The sequence below is a fragment of the Corynebacterium sp. c7Ub_26 genome, assembly GCF_053760365.1.
Genome location: NZ_JBSNBL010000002.1, coordinates 227,807 through 250,984, shown reverse-complemented (window position 1 = coordinate 250,984; position 23,178 = coordinate 227,807). Strand labels below are relative to the sequence as shown.

Genomic DNA, 23,178 nt, shown 5'->3' with positions numbered 1-23,178 from the left:
CAGTTTGTACGTCGTGTAGCTCGGGGGAGCCTACATCAATGACCGATACACATCGAGGGTCTGCTGTGCGATCGTCGACCAACTAAATGTCGTGACTGCCCTCTCACGCCCTGCCTTCGCCATTCGGCCCGCAAGGTCAGGGTCGCCGGCAATGCGATTGACAGCATTGGCCAGCCCTTCTTCGAATGCGCCGATATCGTCAGCATCGTAGTGGACCAGTTCACCCGTCTCACCGTCATTGACAACCTCGGGGATACCTCCCACATCAGACGCGACGACGGCGGTGTCGCACGCCATGGCCTCCAGGTTCACGATTCCCAGAGGCTCATAAATGGACGGGCACACAAAAACTGACGCGGCGCTGAGGATCTCCTGCAGTGAGTCATGAGGGAGCATATCGCGCACCCAGAACACATCGTCGCGAGTGGACTTCAGCTCCTCGACCAAGTTGGCGATCTCAGCTTCAATTTCCGGAGTATCCGGTGCACCTGCGCACAACACCAGCTGAATGTCCTCGTCGAAGTTGTGCGCGGCCTTCACCAGGTGGGCCACACCCTTTTGCCGTGTGATTCGCCCCACGAAGGCGACAATCGGTTTATCTTCGGCAACACCCAGTTCAGCCAATATCGAGTGCTCAGCTTCAGCGAACGTCGGGCGCGGGCGCCACAGCTTCGTGTCAATGCCGTTGAGAACGACGTGAATACGGTCCGGGTCGATACGCGGATACGCATCCAGGATGGCGTCCTTCATTTTCCGCGAAACAGCGATCAGCCCATCGGCGTTTTCCATCGCGTTCTTCTCCGACCACGATGACACGTCATAGCCGCCGCTCAGCTGCTCACGCTTCCACGGCCGGTGCGGCTCAAGGGAGTGTGCCGTCGCTACGTGGGGAATACCCTTGAGCAGCCCGGTCAGATGCCCACCAAGCCCCGCGTACCACGTGTGTGAATGGACAACAACATCAATATCTGATGCCGACGCCAGGTTCGCCATCCGTAGCCCCGTCGACAAGGTTTTGAGGGCAGGGTTAGCGTCGGCAAGAGCATCGTCAGAATTGGACACGTACACATTGGCTTCGTCACGTGGGCCGCCCATGCAGTGAACGTCGACATCGCACAGCTCGCGCAAATGCCGGGTGAGCTCAGCCACGTGGACACCGGCGCCACCGTAGATTTCCGGGGGATATTCTCGAGTCATCATCGCTACGCGCATGACTGTGAGCCTAGTCGGTCGGGGTGACACACTGCCCGCCGGCAAAGGCAACGGGGGAGAGCAGGGGTACTTGTCCAGCATAAATAGCGAGGACTGAATAAATTAGTACCCATGAGGAGCCAACCACACGTCCTATCCATTGTCCTCGCGGGCGGCGAAGGGAAGCGACTCTTCCCCTTCACGGCCGACCGTGCCAAGCCAGCTGTTCCTTTTGGGGGTTCATATCGTTTAATTGACTTTGTCTTATCGAACTTGGTCAACGCCGGGTACATGAAGGTTTGCGTCTTAACCCAATACAAATCCCACTCACTTGACCGGCACATTTCGCAATCGTGGCAACTCTCCGGATTAGCAGGTGAATACATCACCCCAGTGCCCGCCCAGCAGCGGCTCGGGAAACGGTGGTTCACAGGTTCAGCAGATGCCATTTTGCAATCGCTCAACCTCATTTACGACGAAGATCCTGAATACATCATCGTGTTCGGCGCGGACCACGTGTACCGCATGGATCCCGAACAGATGGTGAAGGAGCACATCGAGTCGGGAGCAGCGTGTTCCGTCGCCGGAATCCGGGTGCCACGCAAAGAAGCAACCGCATTCGGCTGCATTCAAGCCGACGACGACGGCACGATTACCGAGTTCCTGGAGAAGCCAGCCGATCCGCCCGCTACCCCAGATGACCCCGACGTGACCTTCGCCTCCATGGGTAACTACGTCTTTACGACCCAGGCGCTAATCGATGCGCTGAAAGAGGATTCGGAAGACGAAAACTCGGCGCATGACATGGGCGGCAACATCATCCCGTATTTCGTGAACCGGGGCGAGGCGCACGTTCACGACTTCTCCCGCAACGTTGTGCCCGGGGAAACGGACCGTGACCACGGTTATTGGCGCGACGTCGGTACTGTCGACGCTTTCTATGAAGCCCATATGGACCTCATCAGCGTGTACCCCGTCTTCAACCTGTACAACCGCAAGTGGCCTATCCACACGTCCGACGACAGCAACTTGCCTCCGGCGAAGTTCGTCAAAGGCGGAATTGCTCAGTCCTCCATTGTGGCTGCAGGGTGCATTATTTCCGCTGGCACCGTGCGTAACTCAGTTCTTGGCCCGGGCGTCGTTGTGGAAGAAGGCGCCAGCGTCGAGGGCTGTGTCCTGATGGATGGCGTGCGCATCGGAAAAGGCGCTGTGGTTCGCCACGCCATTTTGGATAAGAATGTCCGCGTCGGAGATAACGCGCTCACTGGCGTGGATCGGGCGCGCGATTCTGAACGGTTCACACTGTCCCAGGGCGGCGTCGTGTGTGTCCCGAAGAATTATGAACTCCACGGCGCTGACGAGGATTAATAGCCGACGCTAGCTCGCCGGTGCGTCTTCGTTCCGCGAGATCAGGACCATCCCCGCGCCCAGCGGTAGCCGGGAGAGGTAGATGTCCTCGCGGTCGCGGAGCGCCTCGTCGAGGCGACGGGCCGCGGCGGTATCGCGGTCCTTTCGCGCCGGATTCGCGATGGTGCCGTCGAGAAGAATATCCGCGAGGATAATCAGCCCGCCCGGTTCGAGCAGCTCGAGGGCCTCGTCGACGAGTGTTGATGCGTCGGCGGGAGCAATTTCGGCGTAGATCAGGCTGTATGAGCGCGCTGCCAGCCGGGTCATGACCTCGAGCGGGCGCGAGGGGAGGAAACGGTATTGGTTGGAGCGAATGTTGGCCGCGGTGAATGCCTGGCGGGCAACGCGCTGGTGGATCGCTTCCGTGTCGATGCAGGTCACATGACCGTTCGGGCCCATTCCCGCGAGGATGGCCAAGCCTGAGACGCACGCGGAGGGGGAGACAACAACTGCCGATTTATCCCTGCAGTATGAGGAACTAATCGTCGTTAAAAACGACGCCGTGAGTTCGTCGGGAGCGGTGAGGCCGAGCTCGTCGGCGGCATCCCGCGCAAAACCCATCGCGTCGGATTCGTCGGTGGTGGCGTTAATAAAGTCAGTCATCAGGTCAAGAGCAGAATCGGTCACGGTTATTCATGCTAGTGATAGAGACGGAGTAAAGGGTGTGGCTCGCCCATAACTGCGACAATGAAGCAGACATTCGTGGCTTTTACTGCGGAAATGATTTACAATTCCCCTCGTGACATGCCCCTCGCGGGTTCGTGATTTCAGTGATTTCACCTTCACAGGAATTTCCCAGGCGGAATTCATGCTTCGGAAACGAATGCATGTGACAGTTAAATCATGACACTGGCGTCAGGCGCTTTTCACCGTTCCGAACGGAATACACCTACTCGCGCGACCTCAGCTTCCACAATCGACCCACATAAAGGCGATGATGTAATGGCTAACCACCCTGCGGGGAGCGAACCTCGCACTGGTACCGCAGCATTCGATGCTGGATCGGGGGTAATGCCGAGCTGGAGTGAGCTTGTTTCGGAGCACGCGGATGGTGTGTACCGCCTCGCTCTTCGCCTGAGTGGTAATACGCACGACGCGGAAGATCTGACCCAGGAAACGTTTATGAGGGTTTTCCGGTCACTTAAACGGTACAAGCCCGGAACTTTTGAGGGCTGGCTCCACCGGATCACGACTAATTTGTTCCTGGACATGGTGCGTCGACGTCAGACCATCCGAATGGAAGCGCTGCCTGAGAATTATGACACAGTGCCGGGGACCCGGAACGATCCCGAGCAGTCCTATATCGACGCCAATATTGATCCGGAACTGCAAAAAGCCTTGGACTCGTTGCCGACCGATTACCGCGTAGCCGTCGTGCTGTGTGATGTTGTCGGCATGAGCTACGACGAAATTGCAGACACCTTAGGGATCAAAATGGGGACAGTGCGTAGCCGCATTCACCGTGGTCGTGCCCAGTTGAGGAAGAGTTTGCAGTCATCCGAGGGCATTTTGCACTACGTTGGGTAGAAAGAGATCATCGACGCGCCCATTGTCGGAACATAACCTGATGGTGGAGCTGCATCGTCGATAATTCGCGTGCTGAGCCTGGCCGGGCGAATTGTAGTGTGCAAGGGGTGATGTCCAATGGGCCGTTCGTCAAAGCCACGACAATTCTCTTCGATTGAGCATCTTTCAGAAGAAGCTGTGGCCGCATTTGTCGACGGCGAAATGCCCCCGCGAGCCCAACGTCGAGTTCTCCGCCACCTTGTGCATTGCGAGGAATGTCGACGCGATGTCAAAGCCCAGCGCGATGCAGCACAGCGCATGAGGGAAGCAGCTAACGAACCCGTCCACATGTCGACGGAACTCCTGCACAAATTGGCTGCAATCCCGACCAACTGTGACCCACAAAATCCGAGCGGATCACCGGCGAAGACCGAACACCATGGCCAGGGAAAGAAAGCTCGGGCCACTGGTGGCAGTCATGACAATGCCGATTCCCACCGTTCCGATGGCTATGGCGCGGGCGACGAACTGAGCGACCTACGGCACGACAACGCGTTGAGCGCCGCGAAAAGTGCTGCCTTTGGTGTGATGCGCACCGTCGAGAACGGGGCAATGAGCGCCATGGACACGGTCGGTGAATACGCCGACCAGCTGCGATGCGCATGGAAAGACCGCAGTAACTCACCAAAACGCTGACATTAGAAGTCTCGCCGTCACTCCGTCGTCCCATTTGCCAAGCTCTGTACAATATCTGGCGTGTTCTCAAGTATCGGTTGGATGGAAGTCATCATCATTGTGGTGGTGGGCTTCCTCATCATCGGCCCCGACCGTTTACCAGGCGTTATGAAGGAAATCCGCGCGGTCCGGCTGGCCATTAAAAACGCCGTCGCAGATGCGCGGAAACAAATCGACGGTGAACTAGGCGAGGATCTCCGAGAATTCAGCGAACCGATCAAAGAATTTAGCGAGCCCCTCCGACAATTCAATTCGTACCGATCAATGGGGGCGAAGGGATTCATCGCCAAAGCTCTCTTCGACGACGACACTACCGATCTTGATGCGACGAAAGACGCCATCGACAAGCCCCTGCAGACGATGAGGACAACAACCCCGCAGCGGGCCATTCAAGACTGTTTCGCCGCTGACAAACCTTCTTCGACGAAAAATGCCGACGACGCTTCGTCGACGACGAAGTCTGCCGCGGGATCAAGCGCATCGGTCCCCTCAGTGGAAAAACACAACCAGGGGAGCGAAGGTAGTGACGCGGTGAGTTACCACTCGGATTCACAGGGCCGTGATAGTGGACGGGGAACGGCAACAGGGGAGCCAGGAAAGGAACAATCCACCGACGCTAAGAAGCCGGTGTACGGCTCCTGGAGCGGGTTCGACGAAGTCCTCTAAAAGTGCCCGTTGCACCCCGCTACGGCGTCACTCCAAGGCCCAGCGACTTACCCGCCAAAGACGTCCGACGGTGAGTGAGCTGGTCCGCGATGGCATTCAGCGCCGCACCCGTTTCAGATTCCGGGGAAGAAATGGTGATCGGTTCGCCACCGTCGCCACCCTCGCGCAACGCGGGATCAAGAGGAACCTGCCCCATCAGCGGCACCTTAGTCCCCGTAATCCGGGACAGCCGATCGGCGACAATCTCGCCGCCGCCCTCGCCGAAGATCTCGTTGTGTGAGCCATCGGGCATGACGAAGTAGCTCATATTCTCAATAACACCAGCGATGCGCTGCTGAGTCTGCTGCGAGATGGACCCTGCCCGCTCAGCGACTTCAGCCGCGGCCATCTGTGGCGTCGTCACAATGAGGAGTTCAGCATTCGGTATGAGCTGGGCGACGGTAATCGCAATGTCACCGGTGCCGGGGGGCAGGTCGAGAAGCAGAACATCGAGATCACCCCAAAAAACGTCGGCAAGGAACTGCTGGATAGCGCGGTGCAGCATCGGACCGCGCCACACGATAGGGGAGTTGCCCTCAATAAAGTGGCCGATGGAGATCATCTTGATGCCGTGTGCCTGCGGCGGCATGATCATGTCATCCACCTGGTACGGGCGGTCGTCCGACCCTAACATTCCGGGGATCGAGTGGCCGTAAATATCGGCATCAAGCACCCCGACATTCAGCCCCTTCGCGGCCAGCGCAGTGGCAATGTTGACGGTCATCGACGACTTACCGACGCCACCCTTGCCGGAGGCCACGGCATACACGCGCGTGTGACAATCAGGCTTACTAAACGGAATCTCCGGCTCATCGACGCCACCGCGGGCCTTCTTCCGCAACTCGCGGCGCTGCTCGTCGTTCATGACATCCGTGGTGACGGTGACGTTCCCAACACCCTCAATGCCCTCGATCGCCGCGCGAGAATCGTCGACAAGCTTATTTTTCATGGGGCAACCGGCGATGGTGAGATAAATCTCCGCCGAAACATCAGCGCCGTCGACGGCGACCGATTTCACCATGCCTAAATCGGTGAGCGGCATGCCGATATCGGGGTCTTTGACCTGGGCTAATGCGTCGCGAACAGTGGATTCGGTGATAGTAGATTCAGATGCCATAACGCCACCATCCTACGACGACTCATTGTGTTGGCCGCTAGGGCTGTCCAATCCCGCGCGACGCTCATCATCGCCCATGTATTCCAGGTCCACCGGCGCATCCGCGGCAGCGTCATCCAGACGGCCCTCAATGCGCTGAAGGACTGTGGTGAGGTCCTCGAGCTCGTGCCGCAGGTAGTCGCGGGTCACGGTTTCTCCCAGGGCGATACGAACCCCGGCGAGCTCGCGTGCCAAGAATTCCGTATCCGCCTTTGTTTGGGCCGCACGGCGGCGGTCTTCGTTCAGCGTGACGCGGTCGCGGTCATCCTGGCGGTTCTGTGCCAACAAAATCAGGGGAGCTGCATAGGCCGCCTGCGTGGAAAAGGCGAGGTTGAGCAGGATGAATGGGTACGGGTCCCAGTTCCACCACATTCCGCCGATATTCAGGAGGATCCAGGCCGTCACGATGATGGTCTGCCAGCCTAAATACTTACCGGTTCCGAGGAAACGAGCAACCTTTTCCGCAGCAACGCCGACCGCATCACCATCCATCGACAGTAACGAGCGGCGCTTAGCGCGGACCGGAGTGTCCAGGTCAGTTCGAGCAAACGAATCAGCCATATAATAAGCCCCTCTCGTGGGTTAGCTTGAGTGAGAATTCCCTGCCGACGGACCCTGCGGAGTGGATCCCTGTTGGCGGTCGCGTCGTCGCTCACCAGCTTTCTTCACGATGACCGACCCCGCCTTCTGGGCACGAGAACTGCGGCCGGGGGCACCGTGCGCTCCAGCAGCGCGCCCCAACGTGCCAGCCTGGTGGCCCGATGATCCCGCCTCAGGGCGGATTTCCTGCTCACGCCACCCCTCGGGGAGGAGGTGATCCAGCAAATCGTCCACTGCGACGGCACCGAGCAGGTGATTGTCCTCATCAAGGACCGGACCACACACTAGGTTATAGGTTGCGAAGTAACGAGCAGCCGTCTCGTGGGTGTCGTCGGCAAAAAGTGGGGGAAGATCCGGATCCAGAATGCTGGAGACCAAGGTTGATGGTGCTTCACGCAGCAACTTCTGGATGTGAACCGTGCCCAAATACTTACCCGTCGGCGTTGCCTTCGGCGGGCGCACCACGTACACCATCGAGCTCAACGACGTCGACAAATCAGGGTTACGAGCATGAGCAAGAGCTTCAGCCACCGTGGCCTGCGGAGTCAAAATGATCGGCTCCGATGTCATCAAGCCACCCACGGTCTCTGGGGAGAAACTCATCAGACGGCGGACCGGCTCCGATTCCTCCGGATCCATCAACTCAAGGAGGACGTCGGCCTTATCATCAGGCATCTCGCCCAGGAGGTCCGCGGCATCATCGGGATCCATCTCTTCCAACACGTCGGCGGCACGCTCTATGTCGAACGTTTCCAGGACGCCCATTTGCTCGTCCTCAGGGAGCTCCTGGAGGATATCGGCCAGACGGGCATCTTCCAGCTCTGAGGCCACATTATTTCGTGTGGTGCTGGGAAGGTCATGCAGAATTTGAGCAATGTCGGCCGGGCGCATGTCGTCGAATTCCGCGAGGATTTCCGCCGTTGCATCGGCAGGACCCGCACCGGAGACGGATAAACCATGAACATGGTTCCACTCCACCACCGACAGAGGTGGCCGACGGCCGAACCGGTTGCGCTCCTTAGACACCGCCACGCGGCTGATGATCCAATCACGGGTACGTGACTTTTCAATCTCCACGTCTGCGATATCCACCGGGCGACCATGCAAATCCTCATGCTCAGGATCGTCAATGTGGATCTTGGAGCCCACTAACTCGGACATGACGCGCAATTCACCGGCGCGAGATTGGTACGGCCGAAGGTTGACAGAACCTGAAACAAGGGTGATTTCCCGCGGATCGATCGACGCGACGCGAAGCATAGGGACGAAGATCTGCCTGTTTTGCGCAGCAACTTGAACAACTAGGCCAATCGTGCGGGAAGCCATGCCACGGGGCCGGATGGTGACGACGATATCGCGGACGCGACCAATCGATTCACCATCGGGGCCAAGGACAACCATTCCCGCTAGGCGACCAGCAAAAACTCGATTCACGGCACTCACGTCCGACAGTGTAGTGGGTGTTTACCTCATAGCCGTATTTCAGTAGGCTAAGGGCATGACTACACCCTCTGCCTCAGGTTTCGGTGCCACCTTGGGCGCACAAGGTTCCCAAGGGCTACCCCAACGCCCCGAAGGATGGCCCATCGGTAGCTTCGAGGATTACGAATCTGCACAACACGCGGTGGATTCTCTCTCTGACGAGGAAGATTTCCCGGTGGACGACATCACCATCGTCGGTGTGAACTTGATGCAGGTTGAACGTGTCACATCACGCTTGTCATGGGGCAAGGTGCTCTCTGGCGGCGCGATCTCAGGCCCGTGGATGGGTGTTTTCTTCGGCCTCCTCGTCGGATTATTTACTAACGAGTTCCTCGGCCCTCTCGCATTGGGCGCTGCGATGGGTGCTCTTTTCGGCCTGATTTCCGTCGCTATTCCGTATGGTGCGATGAAGGGACGCCGTGATTTTGCGTCGACGACGCAGATCGTTGCGGGCCGATACGACGTTCTGAGTAAACCCCGGTCAGCACAACGTGGCCGCGAGATTTTGTCGCGCAAAAACTGGTCAAGCAGGAAGTAAGTAGCCCTCACAGCCACTTGTTTCGTCGGAAAATGAGCCACAACCCGACACACGCGGACAACATGACAATGAGCACAATGAAGTACCCGGCGGCCCAATGCGTCTCTGGCATATTGTCAAAGTTCATGCCGTAAATACCGGCGATCAGCGTCGGCACCGCCGCCATCGCAGCCCACGCCGATATCTTTCTCATATCCGTATTCTGCTGCAGCGACACCTTGGCGACGGCGGAATCGAGCAGCGTCGACAGGCGTTCGTCGTAACTAATAATCCGATCAGCCGCAATGGTGTGGTGATCCAGGATGTCCCCATACAACGACCGAACACTCTTACCCGCGGTTCCTTTGGTCACGGTCAGCGTTTTAAGAACCGCCGTCATGGGGTCAAGGGCGTGCCGCATCTCAAGGTTCTCCCGCTTGAGCATATAAATCGGCTCAATATGCACGGGCGAATCCGGGATAAACACCTGGTCCTCCATGGTGTCAACCTTTTCTTCGAGTTCCTCGGCAATGTGGAGGTAATCGTCGACAAGCCAGTCCAAATGGGCATATGCCACCGACGCCGGCCCGACCGACGTCAGCTGAGGCGAACGCTCAAGCCGTTGCCGAACATTGTCGGGAATAGGCACGTCGCCGTGTCGGATAGTGAGGACGAAATCCTTGCCCCGGATGATATGGAGCTCATTAGTCTCAATGAACTCATTCGTACTATCGACGGGGGACGGGTCGTAATGAACCGTGCGCGCGACGATGAAAACATAATCACCCAAGATCTCGAGCTTCGGGCGCTGGCGGGCCTTGACGATGTCCTCCACCGTCAAGGAATGGAGATGGAACAGTCGCGCAATGGGCTCCATGTGCTCCATGGTGGGAGAGACCAGCGACACCCAGACAAACGCCCGCGGGGTGGAGTCCTCCTCGGAGTGTGAGGTGTGGGGGTCGGACGAATCGTGCTGGTTTTCCTGGTGAACACGGTCCAGGGCCGACGCGATGGTGAAGGGGCCATCGACTTTGCGCCCCTCAACGAAAACCGCGCACCGCGCCACGGGATGGTGCGAAGGCTCGGGAGAATGGGTGGCGTCGGTGGTGTTGATAATCCAATCCGGCGCGTTCATGACCGCTTCATGTTCCACAGCCCGAACTAGCTCACCGGTGTCGGGGTAGTTATCATTCCGAGGCATAGTTACTTATGCTACCGAGCGCCGGTGAGAAAACCTCACCACCTCGTCGCGTGCGGGTCGTGTTTTGCGGGTCGCGCGGGCCCATGACGAGCCGTAGGTTGGTTTAGCGGCCGGGTTGGCTAAACTCGAGACGATGGTCGGACAGTATGACGTTGCGGAAACGCGGCAGTGGTATCAGAAAACTCGGGTCACCCCTCTCGTGTCGTTGATTCGCGGCATAGCCGCGGGGTTGGCGTCGGGAATGGTGCTGGCTACGGTGGTCTTAATTGTGGTCCAGCTGGTGCCGAGCACTGATTGGACAACCCATGGGGGACAAATGGTCGTTGCCCATGCTGTGAGCGCGGTCGTGTCCGTTCTCATGGTTCACCGCGCGGACCGCTCGCGGAGCCTCGGGGCGGCTCTCTGGTCGGTGGGGGCGCTGGTCATTATTGCAATTGTTCTGTGGTGGATGTGGTGGTCATAGCATGAAAAAAGTCACCAAAATGACAAAGAGCGTTACCGCCAGTGTGGTGGCCGCCCTTGCCCTTAGCGGACTGACATCATGCCATGTCACAGCAGATTTTGGCGACGACGGTCACTCAGGGAGTTCGTCGACCGCGGTGTCCACCGTGCAGAAGCTGCCCTACACCGACACCGACCCCGTGCTGATCTCAGCAGCCGTCGGGAAATACGACGACATTACCGCGGCGCTTTATGACCAGGTGTTCGACACAACCAACGCTGGGCGCCCAACGCCGCGAAAAGCCAAAACGCAGGCGTCGGAAGATAATGTGCAGGACGCGATTGAGTCTTTGCGCGCCGGGAAAAATACGCTTGTCCTGGTGTGCGCGGGTGATTTGCTGAACTATCTGGACAAGAATGCGGCCAACACTATCCTCGACCAGATGAAGAAGAATGTCCGGCAGGGTAAAGCCCCGGGCAATACGATAGGCAAAGTGTGGGAGAAAATTGCGCAATCCCTGCCTTCTGATATCAGCGTGACGGACGCGTCGAATGCGCAGTGCTCCACGGAAACGGAGACCCGGAACGCCAGTAGTGATACCCCGGAGGACGAGGTCACGCTTCCGCAGAACATCGTGCCGGTGTATCTCAAGCCCACGATGAGCACCGAGGATCGCCGTTCTCTCACGTGGGTGTCAGGCAACCTTGGTTCGACGCGTGACCTGGATAAGCTCTACAAGAAAGCGGAATCTGCGCCAGCTGACCGTGTGGCGAAGAACTATTTGCAATCACAAGGGTTGGCATTTTCCAAAGAAGACTAGGCGCTTCCGCAGCCAGTAGGCGCATCACGCGCAGCTGGTAGGGGAGTGCGCATCCCGCATCGAAACAAACGAAGGGCCCGCCACGTGAGTACGTGACGGGCACCGCTTTCGTGGAGTAGAGGTTTGTGCCCTAGTCCGCGAAAGCTTCTTCGATCAGCTGCTTCTCCTCGATCTGGTGCACCTTCGATACACCGGTTGCCGTCGAGGACTGAGCCCGTCGGGACACACGCCTCATGGGGAGCATGTCGGGCACAAGCTCAGGCAGATGCAGCGCGAGGAATGGCCACGGTCCCTGGTTGGCGGGCTCATCCTGGCAGAACCGAATCTCGGTGGCGTTCGGGTACATGTCGAACGCTTCCTTCAGGCGTCGGAACGGTACCGGGTGCAGCATTTCCAGACGGATAATGGCCAGATCATCTCGGCCATCTTTCTGACGCCGCTTCTCCAAATCCCAGTACAGTTTGCCGGACACCAGAAGGATCTTCTTAACCTTCGAGGTATCACCAATCGCATTGCCCTCGGCATCGACCAAGTTCGGGTCATTAATCACTGAGTGGAAGCGCTTGACTTCGGTGAAGTCCTCTACCGAGGAGGTCGCCATCTTGTTGCGCAACATCGACTTCGGCGTCGCCACAATCAGCGGACGGCGAAGATCACCCAGGGCATGACGCCGGAGAAGGTGGAAGTAGTTCGCCGGTGTGGACGGCTGAGCCACAGTCATCGACCCCTCAGCGCACAGCTGCAGGTAGCGCTCGATACGCATGGAGGAGTGGTCCGGGCCCATGCCCTCATAGCCGTGCGGCAGCAGGAGGATCAAGCTCGATTGCTGGCCCCACTTGGCCTCACCCGACGACACATACTCGTCGATAATGGTTTGCGCACCGTTGGCGAAGTCGCCGAACTGTGCTTCCCACGCGACGACGGCATGGGGATTGCCGACGGAATAGCCGTATTCAAATCCCATGCCCGCGAACTCGGTGAGCGCGGAGTTGTAGACCAGGAAGCGGCCACCGTTGTCGCCGTCCTGCGCCAACTTCTGCAGCGGGTTGTATTCGTCAGAGTTTTCCGCGTCGATGTAGACCGCGTGGCGCTGGGTGAACGTACCGCGGCGGGTGTCCTCACCGGCCAGACGAACGAGTTTGCCCTCACGCGCTAACGAACCGAGCGCGAGAAGTTCGCCGAAGCCCCAGTCGATCTTGCCGTTACGCGACATCTCGCCACGTTTCTTCGCCAGCGGAGCGACGCGTGGGTGGAGGTGGAATCCCTCGGGCAGGTTGGTGAAGACATCGCCGATAGCGGCAACTTCTTCCTCGGTAATTGAGGTATCCAGCCCGCGAGGCAGCTCTTGCGCTGAGGTAATACCCGATTGTTCGGCAGGTTTGCCGCCCTTTTCTGCAGCGCGGACGTCGTTAAACACGGTTTCCAGCTGCTCGCGGAAGTCGCGCTTAACGATCTCGACCTCATCCTCAGAGAGATCACCACGGCCTACCAGGCTGCGGGTGTAAAGGTCACGGACGGTCGGCTTGTTATCGATGATCTGGTACATCTCGGGCTGCGTCATTGACGGATCGTCAGCCTCATTGTGGCCACGGCGTCGGTAGCAGATGAGGTCAATGAACACATCTTTACCGAACTGGCGTCGATATTCGACAGCCAACTTGGCAACCCAGACCACAGCTTCGGGATCATTCCCGTTCACATGGAACACAGGGCACCCGAATGCTTTAGCCAAGTCCGTCGCATATTGGCTGGAGCGGCCGGAATCCGGGGTCGTTGTGAACCCGATCTGGTTATTCACCGCGATATGGACAGTGCCTCCGACGGTGTAGCCACGGAGTTGTGAGAGGTTGACGGTTTCTTGCATGATGCCCAGACCCGTCATAGCGGCGTCTCCGTGTACCAGGATGGGCATCACAGAGAAGCCTTCATTGCCCCGATCCAGGATGTCCTGTTTGGCCCGTGCAATGCCTTCTGCGACGGGGTTTACGGCCTCCAGGTGAGACGGGTTCGCCGTGAGGGTGACATCGACTTCACCGTCATTAAACATGGAGATGAAGTGGCCGGTTTCACCCAAGTGGTACTTCACGTCACCGGAACCACCGGGTGAGGCGGGGTCGATATTGCCCTCGAACTCGGTGAAGATTTGTGAGAACGGCTTGCCGACGACATTCGCCAAGACGTTTAATCGTCCGCGGTGAGCCATACCGATGACAACTTCGTCGAGCCCCTGAGCAGCGGCCGTATCAATGGCGGCATCCATGAGCGGAATGAGAGACTCCGCACCTTCGAGGGAGAACCGTTTCTGCCCGACGTACTTCGTCTGGAGGAAGTTTTCAAAGGCCTCAGCAGCGTTGAGCTTCTGCAAAATGTACTTTTGCTCAGCTCGTGACGGCTTGGGTTGGCCGGCCTCAATGCGCTCTTCTAACCAGAGGCGCTCGTCGCGGTCCAAAATGTGGTTGTATTCGTATCCGACTTTCAGAGTGTAGGCAGACCGCAGGGTGCTGAGCACTTCGCGAAGCGTCATGACCTCTTGTCCAGCGAAGCCACCGACATGGAAGCGTCGGTCCAGATCCCACAAGGTCAGCCCATGCGTGGCGAAATCAAGATCGCGGTGGTCGGGGATGGGAAGCCCCGGCTGGTGCCACTGCAACGGGTCGGTGTCCGCGATCAAGTGACCGCGCGACCGGTACGCCTCAATCAGCTGCATCACGCGGGTATTTTTATCCACCCCAATGTTGGGCAGATCCTGCTCCCACCGGAAAGGGACATACGGGATCTTCAGGGACTTGAAGATGTCATCCCAGAATTCGTCGTTAATCAGGAGACGGCCCAGCTCACGGAGGAATTCTCCGGACTCCGCACCCTGAATAATCCGGTGGTCATAAGTCGAGGTGATAGTAACTAGCTTGCCGACGCCTAATTCCGCGAGGCGGTCTTCTGACGCACCTTGGAACTCCGCGGGGTAATCCATGGATCCGACGCCGACGATCGTTCCCTGTCCCTTTGTCAACCGGGGAATCGAGTGGCGGGTACCGATACCACCCGGGTTCGTCAGCGAAATGGTGACGCCTTGGAAATCTTTCATCGTCAGCTTGCCGTTGCGGGCACGGACGACAATGTCTTGGTAGGCGTCGACAAACTCGGAGAATGAGAGCGTCTCCGCAGCCGGGATGGAGGCAACAACCAAGTTGCGGCTGCCATCCTTATTTGTCATGTCGATGGCCAGGCCCAAGTTGATGTGCTCTGGCGTGACGATGGTGGGTTTGCCGTCGACAACCTCGTAGCGATTGTTCATCGACGGATGAGCTAAAACAGCCTTGACCAGCGCGTACCCAATAATGTGTGTGAAGGAAATCTTCCCACCACGCGTACGCTTGAGCTGCTCATTAATCATGGCGCGGTTTTCGAACATGAGCCGCGCGGGCATATCGCGCACCGACGTTGCCGTCGGAATCTCCAGCGAGATGTCCATATTCCTCGCAATGGCCTTCTGCGGGCCGCGAATCTTCTTCGTCCCAGCCTCAGGCAAGGATGAAGGGATATCTACGTTGTCACGCTTCTGAGAAGGTGCCTCTTTCTTGGTCCGTAATTCGCGCTGAACTTGTGCGTGCTTATGAACCTTCGGTTCGTCGTGACGGGCGGGCTTCGCCGCGGCAGGTGCCGATGCTTGGTTCGTGTTTCGGGCGTGGGCAGAAGGCTCTTCAATGTGTGACTTTGTTCGGTCAGCCGTCTTCTCTGCCACGTTTTGTTGAGAGGGCTTCTTCTCTGCGGCCTGGTGTTCAGCGCGCTTGCCCTTAATAGTTTTTGCTTCGCCAGATGCGGAAGAAGCTGTATCAGATTTCTTTGCAGCAGTATTGCTATTGGTAGCTTTGTGAGCTCCGGAGGGTTCGGTGCCAGCCGACGATTCGGGGGCGCCATTTTTCTCAAAGAACTCGCGCCATTCCTTATCCACTGACTCCGGGTCCTTCGTGAACTGCTGGTACATGTCGTCGACCAGCCACTGGTTCTGGCCGAAGGAATTATCGCTGTTCACAGCGGGTGCTCGCCTCATTTCGTCGATTGTGACTCACTTCTCTACAGAGTAACCGCTTATGCCTTTTGTCGCTCAAAACGGGGCCCTTTTGGAGGCCTTTTCCGCACAAGAGGGTGCCCCCGTTGGTGTCAACTAGATGTCGCTTTCTCCGGAGACCGAATGTTTCCACAGGTCAGCGTAGATTCCCTCACGGGCGAGAAGCTCATCGTGATTCCCCGTCTCGACGATCCGGCCGCCATCCATCACGAGAATGCGATCCGCCTGTGCGGCGGTAGCCAAACGGTGGGCCACAATCACGCTCGTTCGATTCGACATCAACCGCGTGCTGGCGGAAAGAATCGTTTTTTCCGTGGCCGGATCAAGTGTCGACGTCGCCTCGTCAAGGAGCATGAGCTGCGGTTTTACCAGTTCTGCGCGGGCGAGTGCGATGAGCTGACGCTGGCCGGAGGATAGCCCGCGCCCATCTTCACCCACCGGCGCGAGGAAGCCCCCGGGGATGGCGGCGATAGCGCGGAGGGCGCCGATGCATCGCGCTGCATGGATGACCTCATTCGGCGTTGCTTCAGGTTTGCCATAGGCGATATTCGACGCGATAGTCCCCGCAAAAAGGTGTGATTCCTGCGGGACGAATCCGAGTGACCCGCGCCACGCCGCCAGGGTGACGTCACGGATATCGGTATCCACCGCCCGCACCGCGCCAGCCGTCGGATCATAAAAACGGGCCAAGAGCTTCACAATCGTTGATTTACCCGCACCCGTCGCCCCGACGACGGCCACCGTGGAGCCCTCGTCGATAGTCTCTGACACCTCGTGAAGGACGTCCACACCGTTCGAATATGCGAAGGTGACGTCGTCTAATGACAAGGAGCCCTCCGGAACATGTGTGTCGCGCCCAGAGTCGGGGACCGACGTCGACTGCGACAACAATTCACTAATGCGTCGCAACCCGACCTCGGCCTGCTGATACATGTCGAAAACCTGAGATAACTGCTGGATGGGGGCGAAAAGGAGGTTCATGTAGATCATGAACGCCACAAGCACACCGGCCGTCACCGTGCCATTGAGCACCATGACCGCGCCTACTCCCACGACGGCAGCGGAGGCCAATTCGGAAAGCGCATTAATGCCAGGGAAATAAATGGAGACCACTGTTTGCGCCTGCATACGCAACCGCCGATACTCCAGCGCACTATGTGTAAAACGCTCGACATCGGAATCCTGCTGGTTGTACACCTGCGAGGTGCGGATGCCATTAACCAGCTCCTGAAAATCCGCATTCACCGTTGAAATTTGGCCGCGAGCCTCCGAATACAAGCGCGACGAAATCCGTCGGAAGATCACCGTGGCCACAATGACAACCGGCAACGACGTCAGCGCCACCAACGCCAGGCGAGGGGCGGTCACCAGCAACATGATGCTGACACCGATCAAGGTAGCTCCCGACACGATGGCCTGGGCCAAACCCTCCTGGAGGAACTTTGACAAAGAGTCGATATCGGTGGTCATGCGGGTCATGATCCGCCCGGACTGAGTCGTCTCGAAGTAATCGAGCCCAAGCCGCTGAACATGAGCAAAGGACCGTAAACGGAGCCCATAGAGCAGCCGTTCACCCGCCCGCGACGTCAAAATGGTGTTAATCGTGCTGGCAATCCATGCCGCAACCACGATGATCAGCCCCAACACGGTTGCGGTGACCAGAGCGCCCGTATCTTTATTGCCGACGCCGGAGTCAATGGCATGACGCACGAGGGTGGGGAAGACCACGTCGGCCGTGACCAAGATGCATAACGTGGCAATGACCGCTACGAGTAGCCACTTCACCGTGCCGAGTAGTCCGCGCAAACTGAACGGCGTTGAGTCATTGCGGAACGATTCCGCGTCAATCTTGGGCTGTTCGGTAGCGGGGGAGAGCTTCTCCACCATCGCCAGTACTTCTGGCGTAGCGGGCATTCCGGCGGTGGAGCTTCCTTGGCCCAAGCCAGCGCCTAGGCCACTGCCTGCCAGTGCGGCCCCCGCCGCAGACAGGTCGTCCCCCGCGGTGGCTGCCGCGCCGGGCTCATCCATGTCTTGATCCGCGGACCACAGCGTCGCCAAGTCTGGTTCATCGCCGTCATCGAAGGGGACAGATGCGTCGGCGTCGTGGCGCGGCAAGGCCATGAGCTCGGAGAAGTGCGGGCTTGATTCCTGGAGTTCGTCCAGAGTCCCGTACGCGGTGACGGTGCCGGCCTCGACGAGGGCGATGTGATCGGCCAGGGCGAGCGTGGAATGGCGGTGCGCGATAAGGAGGAGAGTGACGGACCCTTTCCGCGCCTTCAACGCCGCGATAATGGCGGCCTCGGTCGTGGCGTCGATAGCCGAGGTCGCGTCGTCCAAGATCAGCACGCGCGCACCAGAGACCAGGGCACGTGCGAGCGCGATACGTTGCCGTTGACCACCCGATAACGTCAGTCCGCGTTCTCCAGCGACCGTGTCATAGCCGTCCTCCAGCTCCATGATGAAGTCATGGGCACTGGCATCTTTAGCTGCGGAAATGATGTCCTCATCCGTCGCGCGCGGGTTCGCCAGCGCAATGTTCTCGCGCACAGACCGGGAATACAGGAATGGCTCATCGAAGACAGCGGAGACCGAGTGCCGTAGATCGCATTTCCGGATATCCGTGATATCAACAGACTCATGGTCGGATCCAGATCGGCCGACGCGGGATTCGTGCGTGCCGACGTCACCATCCTCGCGAGTGTCGTCGTGAGTAGGGGAGGGACGCCCCGAGGTTGTTAATCGAATTGTCCCCTCTGAGGCCGGATAAAACCCCTCGACTAGCTGGACGAGCATGCTTTTACCCGCGCCGGGCGGGCCGACCAACACCGTGGTTTCGCCAGGGGCAATGTCCAGGGAGAAGTGGTTGAGAATACGGCCGCCCGCAGGCTTTGACGTGTCCGACGAGTTCGCCGGGTTACTGTCCGACGGCTCACTATCAATGCCCGTCTGAATCTCAGCGTCCGTCTGCGGGTGGGAGAAGGACACGTTATCGAAGGAGATCCCCAGCGGCCCGTCGGGAATACGCGAGGGAGAAGCGGGATCAGAATCTGCCTCCAAGTCGACTACATCGAAGACGCGGGACACGGACGACAAGGCCATCTGCATCGAAATCGCCATATTGGACAACATGCGGCAAATGCCGGTCAGCGTCGTTAAATACGTGGAAAACGCAAGGAAAATACCAATGGTGATGTGACCGTTCAACGCCAGCCAACCACCGATTGCCACATTGGCCACCAACGCGAGGTTGGGCAGCTCAGCAAGCGTCGGCAAGAATTTCGCCTGTTGATGAGCAGCGCGCATTTGCAGCGCGTACAACGTCCGACCAAGTTTGTCCAGAGTGGTGATCTCGCGCTCCTCTTGCGCGAATCCCTTAACCACCCGCACGCCCGTCACGGTTTGCTCAACATGCGTAGCGACATTCGCGGCCTGCTGCTGGGCCGTCCAGGTCGACGCGAAAATCGAGCGCTTACTCCATAAACCGACGATGACCAGGATTGGCGTCACAATCACCGCGGCCAGCGACATCTGCCACGACAGCGTGAACATGACCACGAGAATGATGGCGAACTTGACGACGCTTCCTGCGGCGAGCGGAAACATCGCGAGGAGCCCCTGGACCATATTGAGGTCGGAAATTGAACGGGAGACAACTTGCCCTGTGCGGATGTCGTCCTGATCCTTACCGCCGAGTCGAACAAGGCTGCCAAGGACACGAATCCTGAGCTCGTGCTGTGCCCACTGGCTCATCTGCCCAGCTAGGTATCGTCGGGAAAACTGGAACGCATATCTCAAGAGCGCGATGACCACCATGACAACAATCACGGCGGTGAGCGGCGTCCACCCGGTCGACGAGGTTATCCACGACCACAAGGCGGTCGGGCGCGCTTGCTCCGTCGCTGTGTCGACGGCCCGTGCGGTGACAAGCGGAATCAAGATTTCTGCGATGGTGACGGCCAATGTGGCCGCCATCGCTCCCCACGTGTAGTACGGGTGAATCATGCATACGTGGAAAAGTCCACGTAGATCATGCTTCCGTGGGGCTTCGGCATCAGTCTTCTCACTGGCGACGTCGCCAGTGGAGGTGTCCTTGGTGTTCGTCGTTGTCGTTTTCCTTGCTTCTAATGATTGTTAGCGTTTGTTCGTTAGTCGCTGCTGTTCTTGTCGCTGTTCTTGTCGTCGCCGCTCTGGGCCATCTTTTCCCATGCGTTTTCTAACGCCGTGGCGGCGTCGGATGTTCCGGCGTTACCTTGCTCCAGGGCACGGGTAGTGTCGGGCCACACGAGCGGCGGGTCGCCTAGCGTTGCGCTGACGTGCTCGATGGCTTTCGATGTGATTTTTCTGTTGAGGGTGCCGCCCATAAGCGCGCCGATACCCAACGGAAGAGACTTGGCTACCATGCTGGTGGCAGCCCGTCTGCGGATTCTCTTGAGCGCCATCGAGGCCAGCTGGTTATTGACCTGCCCAACAGCGGGTTGGCTCAAAGACCTCAACCGGAAAACGCTCCCGCTGCCCAACACTGTCGCGATGGCCTCGTTTGCCGACGACCCATTGATCGCGAGCAAAACGAGCGCGGTGCGGTCCTTGTGACGCGAAATGTCAATTCCGCGAAGGTACGCCGAGGACAGGGTGTACCACGTCGTAAGCTCCAGGAATAAGAACGCGTCGCCCGTCGAAACACCTAGGGATGCGAGTGTGCCAACTCCAGGAACGGCAGCCGACGCTCCGGCGCCCACCCCTGTCGTCGTTGCGAGACGTCGGAAGTGCCTATTAATGACTTCTTGGACCTGGGCGGGGCTATCGCCTTCGTGCTTGGATTTCACCATGTCGACATAACGCGCAATGGGTCTCACCTGTATTTCTGCGGCGCGTTCGACAGCCGAAAGGATCCGCGACGGCTTTTCTTTAGTCTCGAGGTTGTCATTCTCGACGTTATCGCTGCCATCGAGCTCGTCGTCGAACTTCTTGTCAGAGTGCTTTTTTGATGAGAAACGGTCTTTTATCGCGCTGGGTACAACGTTAAGTAATGAAGCCATGAAGGCAATTCTATTAGGAGCCTATGACAAGCGGGTTCTTCTGTGTCCGTGTGTGGACGTGTCGTGCCTGTGGGCTAGGCTGGTGGACGCGATTATGTGTGGTGCGTCGACGGCTTATCGCCGGGCGCATGACGCAGAATGTACCGGAAGTGAAGAACGCGTCGTTCGGCGTACCGCGTCGTGTGAAGTACAAGGAGATTTGCGTGGCTGCATCGGTAATTGACACTGTGGTGAACCTGTGTAAACGCAGGGGCTTGGTGTATCCGAGTGGTGAAATCTACGGGGGAACTCGGTCGGCGTGGGATTACGGTCCGCTCGGCGTTGAACTGAAGGAAAACATCAAGAAACAGTGGTGGCGGACATTCGTTCAGTCCCGCGGTGACATGGTGGGCCTGGATTCGTCCATTATTCTTCCGCGTGAAGTCTGGGTGTCTTCGGGCCACGTGAAGACCTTCACCGATCCGCTCGTGGAGTCTTTGCACACGCACAAGCGGTACCGGGCTGACCACCTTATCGAGGCCTATGAGGCCAAGCATGGCCACCCGCCGGCTAACGGTCTTGCGGATGTTCCCGATCCAGAGACCGGACAGCCGGGGGAGTGGACGGAGCCGCAGATGTTCTCCGGTTTGATGAAGACCTACCTTGGTCCCGTCGACAATGAAGAGGGGCTGCATTACCTTCGCCCGGAGACGGCCCAGGGCATTTTCGTGAACTTCAAGAATGTTCAGACGACGTCCCGCAAGAAGCCGCCGTTCGGTATTGGCCAGCTGGGCAAGGCCTTCCGCAATGAGATCACGCCGGGGAACTTCATTTTCCGGACCCGTGAGTTTGAGCAGATGGAGATCGAGTACTTCGTTCCGCCTGCTGATGCCTCACAGCACTTTGACCGCTGGGTTGAGGATTGCTGGAACTGGTTTGTTGACCTGGGCATTGATCCCGATCATTTGCGGAAGTTCGATGTTCCAGAGGATGAGCGCGCTCACTACTCTGATCGGACGATCGACCTGGAGTACCAGTTCGGTTTCGCTGGCTCAGGCTGGGGCGAGCTCATGGGCATTGCGAACCGCACCGACTTTGACCTGCAGAGCCACATTAAGGGCTCGGGCGAGGACCTCAGCTTCTTTGATCAGCCCACCGGCGAGCGCTATGTCCCCTACGTCATCGAGCCGTCGTTTGGTCTGACGCGCTCGTTGATGGCTTTCCTTATCGACGCTTACCACGAGGATGAAGCTCCCAACGCCAAGGGTGGCGTGGATAAGCGCACGGTGCTGCGTCTGGATCGTCGCCTGGCTCCGGTGAAGGTGGCGGTTCTGCCGCTGTCGAAGAAGGACACGTTGACGCCGACGGCGGAGAAAGTGGCGCAGGACCTGCGCGGTTTGTGGAACGTCGACTATGACATTTCGGGTGCGATTGGCCGGCGCTACCGCCGCCAAGATGAGATCGGTACGCCGTTCTGTGTGACCGTCGATTTCGACACGCTGGATGATCACGCGGTGACTGTCCGCGAGCGCGACACGATGGAGCAGGAGCGCGTCAGCATTGACAAGTTGCAGGGTTACCTGGCTGAGCGGTTGGCAGGGTGCTAAATGAGACTATCGTGGGGTCCTCGTAAAGAAGACGGTGGCGTTGCCCACCTTGATCTTTTCCGTGACGACGAATTAATCGCGCGGTTTTCCCAGTCTAGGGAGCTGACATCGGCGCGGGTGAAGCCATCTGGCGCTGCGACGGGAGGAGGCAGCCAGCCGTCCTCGGAACCGAGTGCGGATCCGGAGTCATGGCCCGAGTGGACATTCGTCCCACACACGAAGGGGAGACTGTCCGCGTCGGGGCCCGATGGGCAGAATTTCCACGCTGATCCGCAATCCCCGCGCGAGGGGAAAGAAGGACAGACCGGACGTGCGAAGTGCGTGGCCCTCGACATGGGCAGCGCCGAGACGTCATCTGCCGATCCCGCTTCGGGCAGCGCTGTCGCGTCTGAACCTCGTGGCACGTCGGAGGGCGTGCCCGCGGTCAATATCGTCAACTGTGGCAAATTGGACTTCGTGTTCGAAACGCCCGATGAGACGAAATTAGGGCAGTTCACCGGCGGTAATCGTGGTGTCCGGCACGTGGTTGTTGAGCTAGAGTCCGGCCAGGAGTCGGCGATGACCACCGAGCAGCAAGTGTTCCTGGCGTGGGTTGCCCGGATGCAGTTGGAGTCACAGTTAGTCACGAGCACCTGGATGTGGACGGTGCTATTGATCGTGCTCCTGCCGTTTATGTTGTTGGTTTTCTTGCTGTAGGAACATACGGCCTCATAACGGCCGGGTAG

General features: G+C 58.5%; 18 protein-coding genes. 9 read left to right on the top strand and 9 right to left on the bottom strand.

Annotated elements, in window-relative coordinates; genetic code table 11:
• Positions 1-30 precede the first annotated feature (30 nt).
• Positions 31-1,212 (bottom strand): glycogen synthase, encoded by a 1,182-nt coding sequence (gene glgA, locus ACWORE_RS04445; RefSeq protein ID WP_455302848.1) that lies wholly within the window; start codon positions 1,210-1,212, stop codon positions 31-33.
• 111 nt (positions 1,213-1,323) lie between these two features.
• Between glgA and glgC the strand changes: the two genes are divergently transcribed.
• Positions 1,324-2,559 carry a glucose-1-phosphate adenylyltransferase gene (gene glgC, locus ACWORE_RS04440; RefSeq protein WP_455302847.1) on the top strand — a complete coding sequence of 412 codons (1,236 nt, stop codon included), beginning with the start codon at positions 1,324-1,326 and terminating at the stop codon, positions 2,557-2,559.
• 9 nt (positions 2,560-2,568) lie between these two features.
• On the opposite strand, the gene ACWORE_RS04435 is transcribed toward glgC, so the two are convergent.
• On the bottom strand, positions 2,569-3,225 hold the full coding sequence (locus ACWORE_RS04435) for an O-methyltransferase (protein ID WP_455302845.1): 657 nt from the start codon (positions 3,223-3,225) through the stop codon (positions 2,569-2,571).
• 216 nt (positions 3,226-3,441) lie between these two features.
• On the opposite strand from ACWORE_RS04435, the gene sigE reads away from it, so the two are divergent.
• The 3 genes from sigE to ACWORE_RS04420 all read left to right on the top strand — a co-directional run bounded on the left by sigE (position 3,442) and on the right by ACWORE_RS04420 (position 5,505).
• Positions 3,442-4,125, top strand: coding sequence for an RNA polymerase sigma factor SigE (gene sigE, locus ACWORE_RS04430; protein ID WP_455302844.1), 684 nt, complete (start codon positions 3,442-3,444; stop codon positions 4,123-4,125).
• 117 nt (positions 4,126-4,242) lie between these two features.
• Complete coding sequence (locus tag ACWORE_RS04425) at positions 4,243-4,800, top strand: anti-sigma factor family protein (protein WP_455302842.1); 558 nt, start codon at positions 4,243-4,245, stop codon at positions 4,798-4,800.
• A gap of 60 nt (positions 4,801-4,860) precedes the next feature.
• Positions 4,861-5,505, top strand: coding sequence for a twin-arginine translocase TatA/TatE family subunit (locus ACWORE_RS04420; RefSeq protein WP_455302840.1), 645 nt, complete (start codon positions 4,861-4,863; stop codon positions 5,503-5,505).
• A gap of 19 nt (positions 5,506-5,524) precedes the next feature.
• Here ACWORE_RS04420 and ACWORE_RS04415 read toward each other — a convergent pair whose 3' ends face one another.
• The 3 genes from ACWORE_RS04415 to ACWORE_RS04405 are packed head-to-tail and all read right to left on the bottom strand — an operon-like array spanning position 5,525 to position 8,743.
• Positions 5,525-6,661 (bottom strand): Mrp/NBP35 family ATP-binding protein, encoded by a 1,137-nt coding sequence (locus ACWORE_RS04415; RefSeq protein WP_455302838.1) that lies wholly within the window; start codon positions 6,659-6,661, stop codon positions 5,525-5,527.
• A 12-nt stretch (positions 6,662-6,673) separates the two neighbouring features.
• Positions 6,674-7,261 (bottom strand): DUF1003 domain-containing protein, encoded by a 588-nt coding sequence (locus tag ACWORE_RS04410; protein ID WP_012731297.1) that lies wholly within the window; start codon positions 7,259-7,261, stop codon positions 6,674-6,676.
• Between the two features lie 21 nt (positions 7,262-7,282).
• Positions 7,283-8,743: a magnesium transporter MgtE N-terminal domain-containing protein gene (locus ACWORE_RS04405; RefSeq protein ID WP_455302837.1), complete on the bottom strand. Its 1,461-nt coding sequence runs from the start codon at positions 8,741-8,743 to the stop codon at positions 7,283-7,285.
• A 55-nt stretch (positions 8,744-8,798) separates the two neighbouring features.
• Here ACWORE_RS04405 and ACWORE_RS04400 point away from each other — a divergent pair, with 55 nt between their 5' ends.
• Entirely contained in the window at positions 8,799-9,320 is a 522-nt protein-coding gene (locus ACWORE_RS04400; protein ID WP_455302835.1) for a general stress protein, read from the top strand.
• A 7-nt stretch (positions 9,321-9,327) separates the two neighbouring features.
• Here ACWORE_RS04400 and corA read toward each other — a convergent pair whose 3' ends face one another.
• A complete protein-coding gene (gene corA, locus ACWORE_RS04395) occupies positions 9,328-10,500 on the bottom strand; it encodes a magnesium/cobalt transporter CorA (RefSeq protein WP_455302833.1) in 1,173 nt (390 codons plus the stop codon).
• A 133-nt stretch (positions 10,501-10,633) separates the two neighbouring features.
• Here corA and ACWORE_RS04390 point away from each other — a divergent pair, with 133 nt between their 5' ends.
• Positions 10,634-10,963 carry a hypothetical protein gene (locus ACWORE_RS04390; RefSeq protein WP_012731301.1) on the top strand — a complete coding sequence of 110 codons (330 nt, stop codon included), beginning with the start codon at positions 10,634-10,636 and terminating at the stop codon, positions 10,961-10,963.
• 19 nt (positions 10,964-10,982) lie between these two features.
• Positions 10,983-11,762, top strand: a complete 780-nt coding sequence (locus ACWORE_RS04385; protein WP_455302831.1) for a hypothetical protein — start codon at positions 10,983-10,985, stop codon at positions 11,760-11,762.
• Between the two features lie 130 nt (positions 11,763-11,892).
• On the opposite strand, the gene ACWORE_RS04380 is transcribed toward ACWORE_RS04385, so the two are convergent.
• From ACWORE_RS04380 to ACWORE_RS04370, 3 genes are all read right to left on the bottom strand, one after another.
• Positions 11,893-15,795: a multifunctional oxoglutarate decarboxylase/oxoglutarate dehydrogenase thiamine pyrophosphate-binding subunit/dihydrolipoyllysine-residue succinyltransferase subunit gene (locus ACWORE_RS04380; RefSeq protein ID WP_455303115.1), complete on the bottom strand. Its 3,903-nt coding sequence runs from the start codon at positions 15,793-15,795 to the stop codon at positions 11,893-11,895.
• A 132-nt stretch (positions 15,796-15,927) separates the two neighbouring features.
• A complete protein-coding gene (locus ACWORE_RS04375; protein ID WP_455302829.1) occupies positions 15,928-19,833 on the bottom strand; it encodes an ABC transporter ATP-binding protein in 3,906 nt (1,301 codons plus the stop codon).
• A gap of 143 nt (positions 19,834-19,976) precedes the next feature.
• A complete protein-coding gene (locus ACWORE_RS04370; RefSeq protein WP_455302827.1) occupies positions 19,977-20,867 on the bottom strand; it encodes a hypothetical protein in 891 nt (296 codons plus the stop codon).
• 203 nt (positions 20,868-21,070) lie between these two features.
• On the opposite strand from ACWORE_RS04370, the gene ACWORE_RS04365 reads away from it, so the two are divergent.
• Together ACWORE_RS04365 and ACWORE_RS04360 are read left to right on the top strand one after the other, a co-directional pair.
• Positions 21,071-22,453, top strand: coding sequence for a glycine--tRNA ligase (locus ACWORE_RS04365; protein ID WP_406606041.1), 1,383 nt, complete (start codon positions 21,071-21,073; stop codon positions 22,451-22,453).
• Complete coding sequence (locus ACWORE_RS04360) at positions 22,454-23,149, top strand: hypothetical protein (RefSeq protein WP_455302825.1); 696 nt, start codon at positions 22,454-22,456, stop codon at positions 23,147-23,149. It begins immediately after the preceding gene.
• Positions 23,150-23,178: the final 29 nt, after the last annotated feature.